At 73.2% G+C, this 15,372-nt stretch carries 12 protein-coding genes and 1 pseudogene; 6 read left to right on the forward strand and 7 right to left on the reverse strand.

Annotated elements, in window-relative coordinates; genetic code table 11:
- Positions 1–6: 6 nt before the first annotated feature.
- On the reverse strand, positions 7–1,953 hold the full coding sequence (locus GCU67_RS09410; RefSeq protein WP_163610962.1) for a potassium transporter Kup: 1,947 nt from the start codon (positions 1,951–1,953) through the stop codon (positions 7–9).
- Positions 1,954–2,050: 97 nt separating this feature from the next.
- Complete coding sequence (locus GCU67_RS09415) at positions 2,051–3,130, reverse strand: NAD(P)/FAD-dependent oxidoreductase (protein WP_163610963.1); 1,080 nt, start codon at positions 3,128–3,130, stop codon at positions 2,051–2,053.
- Positions 3,131–3,213: 83 nt separating this feature from the next.
- On the opposite strand from GCU67_RS09415, the gene GCU67_RS09420 reads away from it, so the two are divergent.
- Positions 3,214–4,647 (forward strand): MDR family MFS transporter, encoded by a 1,434-nt coding sequence (locus tag GCU67_RS09420; RefSeq protein ID WP_338104898.1) that lies wholly within the window; start codon positions 3,214–3,216, stop codon positions 4,645–4,647.
- 3 nt (positions 4,648–4,650) lie between these two features.
- On the opposite strand, the gene GCU67_RS09425 is transcribed toward GCU67_RS09420, so the two are convergent.
- Positions 4,651–5,478 (reverse strand): helix-turn-helix transcriptional regulator, encoded by an 828-nt coding sequence (locus GCU67_RS09425; protein ID WP_163610964.1) that lies wholly within the window; start codon positions 5,476–5,478, stop codon positions 4,651–4,653.
- A gap of 101 nt (positions 5,479–5,579) precedes the next feature.
- On the opposite strand from GCU67_RS09425, the gene GCU67_RS09430 reads away from it, so the two are divergent.
- On the forward strand, positions 5,580–6,275 hold the full coding sequence (locus GCU67_RS09430; RefSeq protein ID WP_163610965.1) for an SDR family NAD(P)-dependent oxidoreductase: 696 nt from the start codon (positions 5,580–5,582) through the stop codon (positions 6,273–6,275).
- Here the strand turns inward: GCU67_RS09430 and GCU67_RS09435 are convergent.
- On the reverse strand, positions 6,244–6,528 hold the full coding sequence (locus GCU67_RS09435) for an NUDIX hydrolase (RefSeq protein WP_163610966.1): 285 nt from the start codon (positions 6,526–6,528) through the stop codon (positions 6,244–6,246). The genes GCU67_RS09430 and GCU67_RS09435 overlap by 32 nt on opposite strands.
- 32 nt (positions 6,529–6,560) lie before the next feature.
- Between GCU67_RS09435 and GCU67_RS09440 the strand changes: the two are divergent.
- A pseudogene (locus tag GCU67_RS09440) lies at positions 6,561–7,007 on the forward strand (MmyB family transcriptional regulator); the annotation flags it as partial.
- Between the two features lie 30 nt (positions 7,008–7,037).
- Here GCU67_RS09440 and GCU67_RS09445 read toward each other — a convergent pair.
- The 3 genes from GCU67_RS09445 to GCU67_RS09455 all read right to left on the reverse strand — a co-directional run bounded on the left by GCU67_RS09445 (position 7,038) and on the right by GCU67_RS09455 (position 11,649).
- Positions 7,038–8,237 (reverse strand): DUF222 domain-containing protein, encoded by a 1,200-nt coding sequence (locus tag GCU67_RS09445; protein WP_163610967.1) that lies wholly within the window; start codon positions 8,235–8,237, stop codon positions 7,038–7,040.
- Between the two features lie 201 nt (positions 8,238–8,438).
- Positions 8,439–10,097 (reverse strand): M48 family metalloprotease, encoded by a 1,659-nt coding sequence (locus tag GCU67_RS09450; protein WP_163610968.1) that lies wholly within the window; start codon positions 10,095–10,097, stop codon positions 8,439–8,441.
- 130 nt (positions 10,098–10,227) lie between these two features.
- A complete protein-coding gene (locus tag GCU67_RS09455) occupies positions 10,228–11,649 on the reverse strand; it encodes an HDIG domain-containing metalloprotein (RefSeq protein WP_163610969.1) in 1,422 nt (473 codons plus the stop codon).
- A gap of 51 nt (positions 11,650–11,700) precedes the next feature.
- Between GCU67_RS09455 and GCU67_RS09460 the strand changes: the two genes are divergently transcribed.
- From GCU67_RS09460 to katG, 3 genes are all read left to right on the forward strand, one after another.
- A complete protein-coding gene (locus GCU67_RS09460) occupies positions 11,701–12,597 on the forward strand; it encodes a nucleotidyltransferase domain-containing protein (RefSeq protein ID WP_163610970.1) in 897 nt (298 codons plus the stop codon).
- Positions 12,598–12,717: 120 nt separating this feature from the next.
- Entirely contained in the window at positions 12,718–13,200 is a 483-nt protein-coding gene (locus GCU67_RS09465) for a Fur family transcriptional regulator (RefSeq protein WP_163610971.1), read from the forward strand.
- A partial coding sequence (gene katG, locus GCU67_RS09470) for a catalase/peroxidase HPI (RefSeq protein WP_163610972.1) occupies positions 13,197–15,372 on the forward strand: 2,176 nt, incomplete at its 3' end. The genes GCU67_RS09465 and katG, both read left to right, overlap by 4 nt.

Consider the following 15,372-nt stretch of genomic DNA (forward strand, 5'->3'; position numbering starts at 1 on the left):
GCCGGCTCAGACCTCGACGTCGCTGCCCATCGTCACGGTCGAGTCCGGCGGCAGGTTGAAGTACGCCGCCGGGTTCGCCGCCCCCTTGGCCAGGCCGATGAAGAGCGTCTTGCGCCAGGGCGCCATGCCCGGGGCGGCGGTGCGCCGGATGGAGCCGCGGGACAGGAAGTACGAGGCGCCGTCCAGGTCGACCCCGGGCGGGTCGAGCAGCCCCTCGTCGCGCGCCTGGCGCAGGGCGGCGGGCAGGTCGGGCTCGTCGGCGAAGCCCAGCCGGACCGACACGTGCTGGATGCCGTCGTCGGCGTAGCCCAGGTCGTCGACGGTGAGCCGTTCGGCCGGCGGCACGTGCGGCACGTTGGCCGAGGCCATCGACACGATGATCACGGTGTCGTGCAGCACGTGGTTGTGCTGGGTGTTGGCCCGCAGCGCCAGCGGAGCGGTCTCCTTGCTGGGGTGCGGGAACACCGCGACGCCGCGGACCCGGGACTTGCCGTGCCGACGGGCGTCCTCGACGAAGTCGGCCATCGAGCCCTCCATCCGCCGGCGGTTGGCGCTGACGATCTCCCGGCCGCGCCGCCAGGTGGTCATGACCGTGAAGACCAGCGCGGCGATGAGCAGCGGCAGCCAGCCACCGTGCGCGACCTTGGACAGGTTGCCGGCGAGGAAGACCAGCTCCACCGCCCCGAAACCGACGGCGGCCAGCGCCAGCTTCCACGGCTGCCAGTGCCAGAGCACCCGGGCCACGATCAGCAGGAGGACGGTGTCGACCACGAGGGCGCCGGTGACCGACACCCCGTAGGCGGTCGCGAGCCGCTCGGAGGACCGGAAGCTGAGCATCAGCACGAGGACGCCGACGAAGAGCACGGCGTTGACCCCCGGCAGGTAGATCTGGCCGCTCTCCTCCTCCGAGGTCTGCTTGACCGTGAGCGGCGGGAGCAGGCCCAGCTGCATGGCCTGCCGGGACAGCGAGAAGGCCCCGGAGATGACCGCCTGGCTGGCGATGACGGTGGCGGCGGTGGCCAGCACGACCATCGGGATGCGCGCCCAGTGCGGGTAGAGCAGGAAGAACGGGCTGTCGGTCGCGCCGGGCACGTGCAGCACCAGGGCCGCCTGCCCCAGGTAGTTGAGCACCAGCGCCGGGAAGACGAAGGCGAACCAGGCGCGCATGATCGGCCGGCGGCCGAAGTGGCCCATGTCGGCGTACAGCGCCTCCGCGCCGGTGATGACCAGGACGACCGCGCCGATCGCGACGAAGGCGACGCCCGGGTGGTCGACGACGAAGAGCACGGCCCACGTCGGGGAGAGCCCCTGGAGGACCTCGACGTGCTGCACGACCTGGCCGAGCCCACCGAGCGCGAGGGCGGCGAGCCAGACGGCGGTGACCGGGCCGAAGAGCCGGCCGACCCGGCCCGTGCCGAACCGCTGGGCGGCGAACAGCAGCGTCAGGATCACCACGGCGATCGGCAGGACGACGTGGCTCAGCGCGGGGGCGGCGATCTCCAGGCCCTCGACCGCCGACAGCACGCTGATCGCGGGGGTGATGACGGAGTCGCCGTAGAAGAGGGCGACGCCGACGATGCCGATGAGCAGCAGCCACGTGGTGGACCGGCCGCGCCCGGCGTAGAGGCGGCGGGCCAGGGCGGCCAGCGCCATGACCCCGCCCTCGCCCTCGTTGTCGGCGCGCATGACCACGCCGACGTACTTGGTCGACACGATCAGCGTGATCGACCAGAACATCAGCGAGATGACGCCGTAGACGTCGCCCTCGGTGGGCTGGACGGCGCCGTCGTCGATGGAGAAGACGGTCTGCAGGGCGTACAGCGGGCTGGTGCCGATGTCACCGAAGACGATGCCCAGGGCCGCGAGCACCAGCCCCTTGCGTGCGTGTCCTGCCAGCGGCGCCCGGGACGCGACGCCGCCCTCGACGTCCGGGGTCAGCACGGACTCGTTCATCGGTCACACCAGGGCTGCACGACGAGTCAGTGTCGTCGCGTCCGTCGCACCCCGCTGCGCGAGCTGGGTCACTGTCCAGGCCGGCCGCGCACCCTGCTCAGCTCGCCGCGAACCGATCGACCCGGAACGCCGCCAGCAGCGGGCTCGGCTCCCCGCCGAGCACCTCGCCGGCCAGCAGCTCGCCGGCGATCAGCCCGAGCGTCGCGCCGCTGTGGGTGAAGGCGACGTGCAGCCCGCCCACACCGGGCACCGGCCCGAGAACCGGGTGGCCGTCGCCCGGGATCGGCTTCCGCCCCACGCCGACGGACTCCGTCGTCAGCTCCGGGTTGCCCGCGAGCACCCGCGACGCCTCCCGCAGCAGGCCCTCGACCGTGGAGTCGCGCACGTCGAAGCCGCCGTCCTCCCGGCGGACCACCTCGGCCTCCGACCAGCCGGCGTCCATCACCAGCGACCCGCCCGGCGCCGGCCGCAGCGCCACCCGCGGGGTGTTGAGCACCGCTGCGAGCCCGACGTGGACCGGCCGCGTGCGCACCAGCAGCGCGTTGGACGTCGCGTCCGGGACGTGGACGCCCAGCTCGGCCAGGGCGCCCGGCACACCGGCACCGGTCGCCAGGACGACGGTGTCGGCGCCCACGACCACGCCGTCCCCGGCCCGGACGCCGGTCACCCGGCCACCGGCCACGACCGGGGAGCACCGGCCGACCCCGGCGCGCACCGCTCCCCCGGCCGCGACCAGGTCACCGGCCAGCCGCTCGACCAGCGCCGGCAGGTCGACCCAGCCCTCGTCCGCGTTGAACAGCGCGCCCTCGTCGGGGACCGCGATCGGGTCGACGCCGGGCACCCGCGCGGCGATCTCGTCGCGGGCCAGCCACTCGGCCGGGTAGCCGATCGCCGACTGGTGGGCGAAGGAGGCGCGGACGCCCTCGCCCCAGCGCAGCCCGCCGGCGAAGGAGACGTGCGCGCCGAGGGCGCGGTACCTGCCCAGCCCGAGCAGGCGCAGCCGGTGGTACTCGGGCGGCAGGTCACCGGCGGAGTTCAACCACGACAGCGACCGCCCCGACGCCCCGCCGGCCAGCCCGGCCTCGGTCAGCAGCGTGACCGCAGCCCCGCGCTGCGCCAGGTGCGCGGCGGTCGAGACCCCGAGCACTCCCCCACCGACGACGACGACCTCGCTCATGCCCCCCACGTTGCCATCCGGTGTGAGCAAGCTCGTTCGTTGTCCTCAGCACCATCGGCTCGGGGCGAGGACCATGGACCCCCGTGACCACAGCGACGGCGTCTGCAGGAGTCGGCTTCCGGTCCGAGCGGGGGCCGGTGCTGATCGGCGTCATGCTCGCCACGGCGCTGGTGGCCATCGACTCCACGATCATCGCAACAGCGGTGCCCTCGATCGTCGACGACGTCGGCGGGTTCGCCCAGTTCCCCTGGCTGTTCTCGATCTACCTGCTGGCCCAGGCGGTCACCGTCCCGGTCTACGGCAAGCTCGCCGACGTCTTCGGCCGCAAGCCCGTGATGATGTTCGGCATCGGGCTGTTCCTGCTGGGCTCGGTGCTGTGCGGGTTCGCCTGGAGCATGGGCGCGCTGATCGCCTTCCGCGCCGTGCAGGGCATCGGCGCGGGCGCCGTCCAGCCGATGGCCATGACGATCGTCGGCGACCTGTACTCGCTGTCCGAGCGGGCCAAGGTGCAGGGCTACCTGGCCGGCGTCTGGGCGATCAGCTCCGTCGTCGGGCCGACGTTGGGCGGGGTGTTCAGCGAGTACGTCAGCTGGCGGTGGATCTTCTTCGTCAACGTCCCGCTGTGCGTGCTGGCCGCCGGGATGCTGGGGCGCAGGTTCAGCGAGACGGTCACCCGCAGCCGCCCGCAGATCGACTACCTGGGCGCCGGGGTGCTCACCGCCGGGCTGACCCTGCTCGTCCTCGGCCTGCTCGAGGGCGGGCAGGCCTGGGCGTGGACCGCACCGCAGAGCATCGGCGTGCTGGGTGCCGGGGTGCTGCTGCTGGCGGTGTTCGTGCTGGTCGAGCGGCGCGCCGCGGACCCCGTCGTCCCGCTGGCGCTGCTCGGGGACCGGCTGATCGTGACCACCAGCCTGATCTCGGCCTGCGTCGGCGCGGTCCTGCTCGGGCTCACCTCCTACGTGCCGACCTACGTGCAGGAGGTGCTGGGCACCGGGCCGCTGGTCGCCGGGTTCGCCCTCGCCGCGCTCACCATCGGCTGGCCGATCTCGGCCTCGCAGGCCGGGCGGCTGTACCTGCGGATCGGCTTCCGGGCGACGGCGCTGCTGGGCTCGGTCGTGGTGGTCGCTGCGGCCTCGCTGCTGCTGCTCCTGGACGAGACCTCGAGCGTGCTGCAGGTCGGCGCGACCTGCTTCGCCATCGGGCTGGGCATGGGCATCACGGCCGCGCCCACCCTGATCGCCGCGCAGACCGTGGTGGGCTGGCAGCAGCGCGGCGTGGTCACCGGCACCAACATGTTCTTCCGCTCGATGGGCAGCGCGCTGGGCGTGGCCGCCTTCGGCGCGGTCGTGAACGCCACGGTGGGCGCCGCGTCGCTGGAGGGCGCGGGCGTCGACGCCGGCCTGCTGACCGGGGCCGTGCACCACGTCTTCCTGGCCATCGCGGTGGTGTCGGTGCTGCTGCTGGCCGCCGTCCTGATGATGCCCCGCCACGACCGGCCGGAGCCCGCGACCGCCTGACCGTCAGCCCCGTGCCACCTCGACCGTGCCCAGCGTGCGGATGAGGTCGAACCGGGACGCGTCCTCGGTGCCCGGCTCCGCGGTGTAGGCGACGATCCGCAGGTCGGTGCCGATGGCGGTGAAGACGTCGCAGTCCAGCGTCACCTGCCCGACGAGCGGGTGCACGAACGTCTTGGACTGGAACCGGTGCTCGACCACGGTGCCCTCGGCCCACAGCTGCTGGAAGCGGTCGAAGGACTGGCACTGCGCGAGCACCGCCTGCACGGCCGGGTCGTCGGGGTAGCGGATGAGGGCGGTGCGCAGGTCGGAGACCAGCGCCCGCTCGTGCCGCTCCCGATCGCCGTCGGCCCACACCACCTCCGGTTCCCGGCCGGCGAAGTGGGCGAGGACCAGGTTGGTGCCCGGGCTGATCTCACCGAGCAGCGACCGCCAGGCCGCGTTGGCGGTCAGCAGGGTCCAGTGCGCCGTCCAGACGCCGACGGCGACGTCGGGCAACCGTGCCAGCAGCCGCTGCACGCTGGCCGGGATGAGCGTCGGCACGGCGGTGGGCAGCGGCGCGGGCAGCCCGGCGGCGAGGTGCAGCTGGTCGCGCTCGAGGTCCGACAGCTGAAGCACCCGGGCCAGCGAGGCGACGACCTGCACCGAGGGCCGGTCGGCCCGGCCCTGCTCCAGCCGGACCAGGTAGTCGACCGAGACGCCGGCCAGCAGCGCGACCTCCTCACGGCGCAGACCGCTGGTGCGCCGGTTCCCGGCCGGGAAGCCCACGGCGGCCGGCTGCAGCCGCTCCCGCCACGCGCGCAGCAGCGCCGCGAAGTCGCCTCGTTCCGCCATGCCCCCATCGTCGTCCCTCGGCGGGCGGCTGGGTGGTACTGCCAGTCATACGGTCGAACGCGCCCACCCGACTCCACCCGGACGGGCGCACGGTTGTCGGCATGACGACGACATTGATCACGGGTGGCAACAAGAGCCTGGGCTTCGAGACGGCCCGGCGACTGAAGGAGCACGGGCACCGGGTGGTCATCGGAGCGCGCGACCCGGAGCGCGGGCAGCAGGCCGCTGAGGAGCTCGGTGTGGAGTGGGTGGAGGTCGACGTGACCTCCGACGAGTCCGTGGCCGCTGCGGCCAAGGCGGTGCGGGAGCGCTTCGGCGGGCTCGACGTGCTGGTCAACAACGCCGGCATCTCCGGCCCGTTCGCCGGCGTCGACGAGTTCGACGGCCCGTCGGTGCTGGCCGTCCTGGACACCAACACCGTCGGCGTCGTCCGGACGACGCACGCGTTCTTGCCGCTGCTGCGCGAGTCGGCTGCGCCGGTGGTCGTGAACGTGACCAGCGGGCTGGGCTCGTTCACCGTGCGGGGCGACGAGTCCCGGATCGAGCACTCGCTGCCGACGCTGGGCTACTCGGCCAGCAAGGCCGCGGTCAACATGATCACCTCGGTCTACGCCCAGTTCCTGCCCGAACTGCGGGTCAACACCGTCGACCCGGGCTACACGGCGACGGACTTCAACGGCCACTCCGGCCCGCAGACGGTCACCGAGGGCACCGACGCGATCGTCGCGATGGCCACCATCGGCGCCGACGGCCCGACCGGCACCTTCACCGACCGGCACGGCGCCGTCGGCTGGTGACGGGCCCGGCGAGGAAGTCGGCGAGGACGGCGTCGTCCTCGTAGCCCAACTGCATGGTGCTGATCTCGGCGGGTGAGAAGAGGCGGACGGCCTGCCCCTCGGTGAGCACGATGGTCGCCGGGTCGACGGGCAGGGCCGCCCACCAGGTGTGCTCGTAGCCATAGGAGCGCTGCCGCGACCCGACGTGGTTCAGCTCCGTCACGGGCAGGTCCAGGCCCATCTCCTCGCGGAGCTCCCGGACGCCGCACTCCACGGGCAGCTCGCCGTCCCGCCGCTGTCACCCCCGGGACCAACCTGCTGCGCAGCGTGCTGCTGGACCGTGTCGCCCTCCACCTGGGGGCGCAGCAGGAGGCGACGGCCGCCGAGCTGGTCGCCGTCCTGCGGAGCGCGGCCGGCCCGGACGTCGACGACCCGCGGCTGGCGGAGCTGGTGGGTGAGCTGTCGGTGCGCAGCGACCTGTTCCGGCGGCTGTGGGCCCGGCACGACGTGCACCGCCACCCCGGCGGTGGCGTGTACCGGGTGCAGCACCCGCAGGTCGGCGAGCTGGAGCTCCGGTACGAGAAGTTCGCCGTCGCGGACGCCGACGACCAGGTGCTGGTGGTCTACCAGGCAGAGCCAGGGTCGCGGTCGGCCGACGCACTGGCCCTGCTGTCCGCACTCACCGGCCCCGACCCCTCGCCCGTCGGGGCGCCGGAGGTGACCGCGGACACGCAGGCACCCGGGCGCGGCTGAGCCGCGTCCGGGGACCCGAGGTCGAGGAGTTCAGAGCAACGGGCCGAGGAGGATCTCGGTGCCGTCGGGTCGCCAGGTGCGCCATCGCCCGCCGGGATCTCGCTCGACCCGGAACCCGTGGTGGACCTTGGTGTGGTGCCGTTCGCACAGCAGTGCCGAGTTGCCGAGGTTCGTCTCGCCGCCGTGGACCCAGTGGACCAGGTGGTGGACGTCGCACCAGTGACTCGGCGCCCGACACCCGGCGAACACGCAGCTCCCGTCCCGCCGTTCGACTGCCCTGCGCAGGCCGGGCGTGACGACTCGGTGATCGCGGCCCAGGTCGAGCGGGACGCCGTCGGGGCCCATCACGATCCGGGAGATGCTGCCGTCGCAGGCCAGGTAGCGGGCCCGCGCGGCGGAGATCGTCGCCCCGAAGCCCATGTCGGCCGTGCCCGGGCCGGTGGCGGGGTCGACCAGGTCGTCGAGGTCGATGGACACGACGACGTGAGGCTTGACCGTGCGCAGCATCGGCAGGTCGCCGGAGGCCAGCTGGTTGTCGCACAGCTGGACGAACGCGTCGCCGTTCTGCTGTGCGCGCGTCCGCTCGTCCCCCTTCGGCCGGCTGGCCTGCACGATCGACTCGATCGCCGCCTGGGCCTTCTCCCCGGCCGCGGCGTCCAGGTCGAACCGGCCGGTCACGCTGCCGTCGGGGTGCCTGACCATCCACAGCTGACGACCCTCGGTGGGATCGGGCTCGGGGCCGTCGGGGTCGAGTGCGGCGTCGAAGAGCTCGACCGCGTCCTTGAGCGCGTCGTGTGAGGCGGCGGCCGCGATCGTCGCCCAGTCCTGGTCGAAGGCGCCGAGGTCGATGCCCTGCTCCTGCGCACGGGCGACCTTGGCCGCCGAGAGCTTCGCAGCCACGACGTCCACCTGTGCGGCGGTCACCTCGCCGTCGGCGAACCCCGTTGCCAGCGCCGGGAGGTGCTCCAGTACCCGACCGGCCCGCACGATCGTCGACGCGTCACCGGGCGCGAACCGGGCGTGCCCGATCAGCCACGACCGCATGGTCCGCAGACCGTCGTGCTCGGCGGCCTGGGTCAACTCGCCGTGTCGCACCGTCCGGATGAGCTCGGCTGCCACCCGGTTGGCCAGCTGCACCAGCGACGCCGTCCGCTCCAACGTCTGACCGTTCGTGAGCGCGTGCAGGTCCTCGGCGGCGAGCGCGTCGAGGGCCGACTGGATCTCGCTCACCAACACCTCCCGACGTGTTCGAACTGGTGTTCGAATAGTACCGCCACCAGGAAGCCGCGACAACCTGAAAGACCAGGTCAGAAGCCTGTGCACAGATCCGGACAAGCCCTTGACAGGGGCGGGAACGACCAGGCGGAGGAGCTCACGCACCGGCCTCCGGCAGCACGCGGAGCGGTGGTCCGCACGGGGATGCCGGTGTGGTCAGCCGGCGAGTGAGATGACCATCCAGGCCGCGCCGCCTGCGGCCGCGATCAGCACCGAGAGCGCGTAGGCGACGACCCACTGGAAGCCGCGCACCCGCGCGCCGTCCGCCGGCACCATCTCCCGCAGCTCCAGCACCGGTGCCGGGCTGCGCCGGTACCAACCGCGCACGACGACGTCCGTGTCGATCAGGTCCGGCGCCCGGAGCAGCCCGAAGAGGCTGCGCGCGAACGGCCACGGCTGCAGGTAGAGCACCGGCACGAAGCCCGACTCGTCCTGGACGACGAGGTCGGGGCTCAGCACGTAGCCGGGGGTCCCGCGGCCGACGATCCGGCCGCGCACCTCGACGGGCAGGCCGGTGACCGGGCTGGCGTCGAGCCGGGTGAGCAGCTCGGTCACCCGCGACACCGGGCGGCTCGGCCCGAGCGGGCGGCTGAACGCCGTGCGCACGAAGAGGGCGACGCCGCCGACGGTGGCCGCCTGGGCGAGCAGCAGCCAGTCGTCCGTCCCCCAGGCGACGGCGCCGACCAGCACGGCGATCAGCGGGAGGTAGCGGACAGGGAGCTCGAGCCAGAACCGGCGCCGGGCCCGGGTGACCTCCGGGCCGACGCAGGACCGGGCCACCTCGTGGGCGCTCCACCGCGTCGGGGCGCCGGCCAGGCCGCTGTCCTCCAGGGCCGCGATGCGCCGCACGATCAGCGGGTGGGTGCTGAACAGCTGCGTCCAGCGGGCCCAGGGGTTGCAGGTGTCCCAGCGCAGCGCGCCGATCACCTCGCGAGCGTCCAGGCCTCGCTCCCGGGCGGCGAGCACGGTGGCGCCCTGCGCCTGGTCGGCGATGCCGAGGACACCGACCGACTGCATCCGCTGGTGCCGCCTGTCCTCCTTCGCCAGCTGCTTCTGCCGCTCCTTGTGCTTGGCCTCCTTCGCCTCGTGCGTGGCCGCTGCGCGTTCCGCGTCCACCTGGCCCATGCCGTAGCCGATGGAGACGAGCGCCGAGCAGAGCGCGTCGCCGTCCCCGGTGACCGAGCAGCTGTAGTGGTCGGCCCCGAGCTCGCGGGCGCGGCTGAGGGAGAGCACGACCAGCTGGGAGAGCAGGTAGCCGAGGAAGCTGACCACCGCCGGGATGGCGGTGTTCGCGTTGTTGCTGCCGCGCAGCGAGAGGTAGACGTAGTACAGGACGATCGGCACGGTGCTGGCGATCGCCATGGCCAGGACGTCGTTGTGCTTGACGTGCCCGACCTCGTGGCTGACGACGGCGTCCAGCTCGCGCTCGTCGAGGCGCTCGAGCAGTCCGCGGGTCACGTAGATGCGGGCGTTGCCGCGGGTGTGCCCGAAGGTGAAGGCGTTGGGCGTCCCGTCGTCGACGATGCCCAGCCGCACCGGACGGACGCCGGCCTCCGCGCACCGCCGGGCGACGATGGCGCCGACCTCGTGGTGGGTGTCGTAGTGGTCGCCCACCCACTCGATGCGCTGCGCCGGGATGAGCCACTGCACGAGGTAGGGCGCCAGCGCGTACTGCCCGGCCACGACCAGGACGGCGAGCACGACGGGCACCCAGACCGGGACACCGAGCTGGACGAGCACTGCCCCACCGGCGGCCAGCAGCGCGGCGAGCAGGGTGAGCGAGAGCGCGGAACGGCGGAGCACGTAGCCGGTCATGGAGTTGTCTCTCCGGGCGTCGACGACAGGACAGGTGCTGCTCCCCCGCGCCCCGCAGCATGATCACGCGTCGCGCTGACCCAGATGCTGGACGGGAACGACTCCGTCCGCAACCCACCCCCGTCCGGCGCTACCCGCGGTCGGCCGCGCGCTGACGACCCTCGGCCAGGAGACGCGCCAGCCGCCCGTCGGCCTCGACCCGGGCCAGCCAGTCGACCGCGCCGGCGTGGTTCACGAACTCACCGTCGTCCTGGGCGGCCAGGGCCGCGCGCATGACCGGCGCGAAGTGGCGACCCGGCGCGTGCCCGAGGGCGACGAGGTCGCTCCCCCGCAGCAGGAGCCGGCCCGCCCGCTCGTCCACGCCCGAGGACGCGGCCACCTCCAGCCAGGACGCCGCCGGGTTGGGCCCCGAGCCGGTACCGCGGCCGGCGTGGTCGGCACCGCAGACGAGCGACCACTCGGTGATCGAGGCCGGCTCGAGGCGGCGGGCGAGCCGGCGCACGGCAGCGGCGCTGGGCCGGCCACCGGTGGTGATCGCGGTCATGTGCTCCCGCACGATCGGGGTGATGCGGGAGACCAGCGCAGCCGGCGCACCGATCGAGGTCAGCAGCTCCTCCACCGGCGCCACCCCGCCCTCGGCGTGACCGTGGGAGGTGATCCGCCCGTCCGACCGGTGCTGCGTGTACCGGGCCTTGCCCAGGTCGTGCAGCAGCGCGCCCAGGACGACGACGGTGCGGTCGTCGCCGGTCAGCCCCGCCTCGTCGGCGAGCACCGCCGCGGCGTCCCCGGCCAGGCCCGAGTGCGTGAGCGCGTCACCCTCGGGGTGCCACCGCGGGTCCTGCCGCACCCCGGACAGTCGCGCCAGCTGCGGCACCGTCGCCAGCCAGCCCGAGTCGACCAGCACCGCCAGTGCCGCGCTGAGGTACCGCCCCTTCTCCGCGAGCTTGCGCCACTCGCCCCACACCCGCTCGGTGGCCAGGTCGGCGTGCGCGGGCAGCAGGTCGCGGCCGAGCTGGGCCGTCTCCGGTGCCAGCCGGAAGCCGAAGCGCGCGGCGAACTGGACACCGCGCAGCACCCGCAGCGGGTCCTCGGCGAACGCGGGACCGGTGTGCCGCAGCACGCCGGCGCGCAGGTCGGCCAGGCCGCCGACGACGTCGACGACCTCCTCCGTCGCCGGGTCGAACACGAGCGCGTTGACCGTGTAGTCACGTCGCCGAGCCGCCTCGCGCAGCGGGGTGGCGGGGTCACCTCGCGGCACGGAGACGTCGATGTCCTCACCGTCCCGGCGCACCTTGAGCACCGCGAACGAGCGACCGACCTCGTCGACCCGCCCGACCCGCGCCAGGGCTGCCGCGACCCGGTCGAGGTCGAGACCGAACACCTCGACGTCGACGTCCGCCGGCCGGCTCCCCGGTGTCAGCAGCGCGTCGCGCACACACCCGCCGACGAGGAAGGGCCGGCCACCCGCCGACCGGACGGCGTCGAGGACGGCGGTGACACCGCTCCCGACCTGCAGCAGCCCGGGCGCGGGGTGCCGCACGTCGTCGTCCACGGCGTCAGTATCTGCTGGCCGTCCCCGCCGCCGGGGTGACAACCTGGCGCCATGACCGCCGACGCCCTGCGCACTCCCGTGCCCGTGGTGCGCGGCGACACGAGCCTGCCGGCCGGCTACCGCCACCCGCACGCCTCGGAGGAGGCCCGGCGGATCGCCGAGGAGGGCACGATCCTGCGGGTCCAGGTCGGCTCCGGCGTGCACGGGACGTCGATCACCGGGCAGGACGACCGGGACGAGATGGGCATCTGCCTCGAGCCGCCCGCGCACGTCACGGGCGTCGCGCGGGTGCCGGCCGGCACGGGCGCGGAGTCCGCCATGGTCGAGTTCGAGCAGTACCAGCGGCACACGGTGTGGGACCGCCCCGGCGGTCTGGCGAACCGGTCCGGCGCCGGCGACCTGGACGTCGTCGTCTACTCCGCCCGCAAGTGGGCGCGGCTGGCGCTGGCGGGCAACCCGACCGTCCTGCTGCTGCTGTTCGTGCCCGACGCCGAGGTGGTGCACCGGGACGAGGCCGGCGTGGAGCTGGTCGAGAACGCCCACCGGTTCGTCTCGCAGTTGGCTGCGGGCCGGTTCATCGGCTATCTGTCCGCCCAGCGCGCGGCGATGACCGGGGGGTCGGGCGCGCACACCAACCGGCCCGAGCTGGTGGCCGTGCACGGCTACGACACCAAGTACGCCATGCACGCGCTCCGGCTGGGACTGCAGGGCGTCGAGCTGCTGACCACGGGACGGATCACGCTGCCGGTGCGCGAGCCCGACCGCACGTACCTGCGCGCCGTGCGCCGCGGCGAGGTCCCGTTCGACGAGGTGGTCGCCGCCATCGACGACGCCGAGCAGCGGCTGATCGGCCTGCGCGCCAGCACGTCGATCGCCGCCGAGCCGGACCGGGCCTGGGTCGACGGCTGGCTGCACCGCTCCTACCTGAGGCACTGGGCGCGGAGCTGACCGACCGGCCGGCGGGACGACGTCGAGCTGACCGCGTCCACCGGGCGGCCGCTGGCAGGCACGCGCCCGGAACCGGGGCGGGACGGGCGTTTCTTGACCAGTTCCAGGAGAGCCGACACCATGACCCTCGTGGCGGACCGCGCGGAACTCGAACGGGACCTCCGGGCCGCCGGCCTGCGGGTCACCCAGCCCCGCCTGGCCGTACTGGACGCCGTCCACGCCCAGCCCCACCTGGACACCGAGGCGCTCATCGGCGCCGCGCGCACCCGCCTGGACGCGGTCTCCCACCAGGCGGTCTACGACGTCCTGCGGGTGCTCACCGACAGCGGTCTCGTGCGGCGCATCCAGCCCCAGGGCTCGGTCGCCCGGTACGAGGCGCGGGTCGGCGACAACCACCACCACCTGGTCTGCCGGTCCTGCGGCGCCATCACGGACGTCGACTGCACCACCGGCGAGGCGCCCTGCCTGACGCCGTCCGCCGACGCTCCGCCCGGCTTCGTCGTCGACGAGGCCGAGGTCGTCTTCTGGGGCCGGTGCAGCTCCTGTGCCACCGCACCGGCCGCCCCCTCCCCCGCCCCTCCCGCAGAGAGAAGCGCTCCGTGACCGAGTACGACAAGTCCCAGGTCGACATCGACGACTACGACAAGACCGAGGTCGCCAAGGCCGAGTCGGCGAGCACCAGCGAGAGCGAGAACCCGGCCATCAAGGCGCCGCAGCAGGTCACCAGCGGTCGCCCCCGCAGCACCCGCGACTGGTGGCCCAACCAGGTCGACGTCCAGGTGCTGAACAAGACGTCGGCGGACTCCGACCCGCTGGGCGGCGACTTCGACTACAAGGCCGCCGTGGCCACGCTGGACGTCGAGGCGGTCAAGCGTGACCTCGTGCAGGTCATGCGGACGTCGCAGGACTGGTGGCCGGCGGACTGGGGCCACTACGGCCCGCTGTTCATCCGGATGTCCTGGCACGCCGCAGGCACCTACCGCATCGCCGACGGCCGCGGGGGCGGCGGCGAGGGCGGGCAGCGCTTCGCCCCGCTGAACAGCTGGCCGGACAACGCCAACCTGGACAAGGCCCGCCGACTGCTGCTGCCGGTGAAGCAGAAGTACGGCCGGAACCTCTCCTGGGCCGACCTGCTGGTGCTCGCCGGCAACGTCGCGCACGACGACATGGGCCTGGGGACCTTCGGGTTCGCGTTCGGCCGCGCCGACACCTGGCAGCCCGGTGAGGTCTTCTGGGGCCCCGAGGACACCTGGCTCGGCGACGAGCGCTACGCCGACGAGGCCCCGCTCAACCTGGAGGACGGCCACCTCGCCGCCGTCACCATGGGCCTGATCTACGTCAACCCGGAAGGCCCCCAGGGCAAGCCGGACCCGGTCGGTTCCGCGCACGACATCCGCGTCACGTTCAGCCGGATGGGCATGAACGACGAGGAGACCGTCGCGCTGATCGCCGGTGGCCACACCTTCGGCAAGACCCACGGTGCGGGCAACCCGGAGCTGATCGGCCCGGAGCCCGAGGGCTGCCCGGTGCACGGCAACGGCCTGGGCTGGATCAGCCAGCACGGCACCGGCAAGGGCGCCGACACCATCACCAGCGGTCTCGAGGGTGCCTGGACCCCGACGCCGACGACGTGGGACAACACCTACTTCGAGATGATGTTCAGCTACGACTGGGAGCTCACCGAGAGCCCGGCCGGTGCGAAGCAGTGGAAGCCGAAGAACCCCGAGGCGCAGGAGCTCGTGCCCGACGCGCACATCGAGGGCAAGAAGAACGCCCCGATCATGCTGACCAGCGACCTCGCCCTGATGGCCGACCCCAGCTTCCACGAGATCTCGGAGCGCTTCTACAACGACCCGGAGTACTTCGCCGACGCCTACGCCCGCGCGTGGTTCAAGCTGCTGCACCGCGACATGGGCCCGAAGAGCCGCTACGTCGGCCCAGACGTGCCGGCCGAGGAGCTCATCTGGCAGGACCCGACCCCGGCCGTCGACCACGAGCTCGTGGGCGAGGCGGAGATCGCCGACCTGAAGGCGCGCCTGCTCGCCTCGGGCCTGACCGTGTCGCAGCTGGTGCACACGTCCTGGTCGGCCGCGGCGTCCTACCGCGGCACCGACAAGCGCGGTGGCGCCAACGGCGCGCGCCTGCGCCTGGAGCCGCAGATCAACTGGGCGGCCAACCAGGGCGTTGCCGACGTGCTGCCGGTGCTGGAGCAGGTCAAGAGCGCGTTCGAGCAGGAGACCGGCAAGAAGGTCTCGCTGGCCGACCTGATCGTGCTCGGTGGCACCGCGGCGGTGGAGAAGGCCGCGGCCGACGCCGGCGTGCAGCTCACCGTGCCGTTCCACGCTGGTCGCACGGACGCCAGCCAGGATCAGACGGACGTCGACAACTTCCGCTGGCTCGAGCCGAAGGCGGACGGCTTCCGCAGCTACCTCAAGCCGGGCGCCAAGCTCCAGCCCGAGACGCTGCTGATCGACCGCGCGTACATGCTCGAGCTGACCGCCCGCGAGATGGTCGTCCTGATCGGTGGCCTGCGGGTGCTCGGGGCCAACACCGGCGGCGTGCAGCACGGTGTGTTCACCGACCGGCCGGGCGTCCTGTCGCAGGACTTCTTCCGCAACCTGCTGGACCTGGGCATCCAGTGGCGCACCTCGGTCTCGGACGAGGACGTCTACGAGGGCCTGGACGCCGACGGCAACGTCATCCGGACGGCGACCGCGAACGACCTGGTGCTCAACTCGAACTCGATCCTGCGTGGCATCGTCGAGGTGTACTCGA

The sequence above is a fragment of the Modestobacter muralis genome (assembly GCF_010682105.1).
In the GTDB taxonomy this organism is placed as follows: Bacteria; Actinomycetota; Actinomycetes; order Mycobacteriales; family Geodermatophilaceae; genus Modestobacter; species Modestobacter muralis.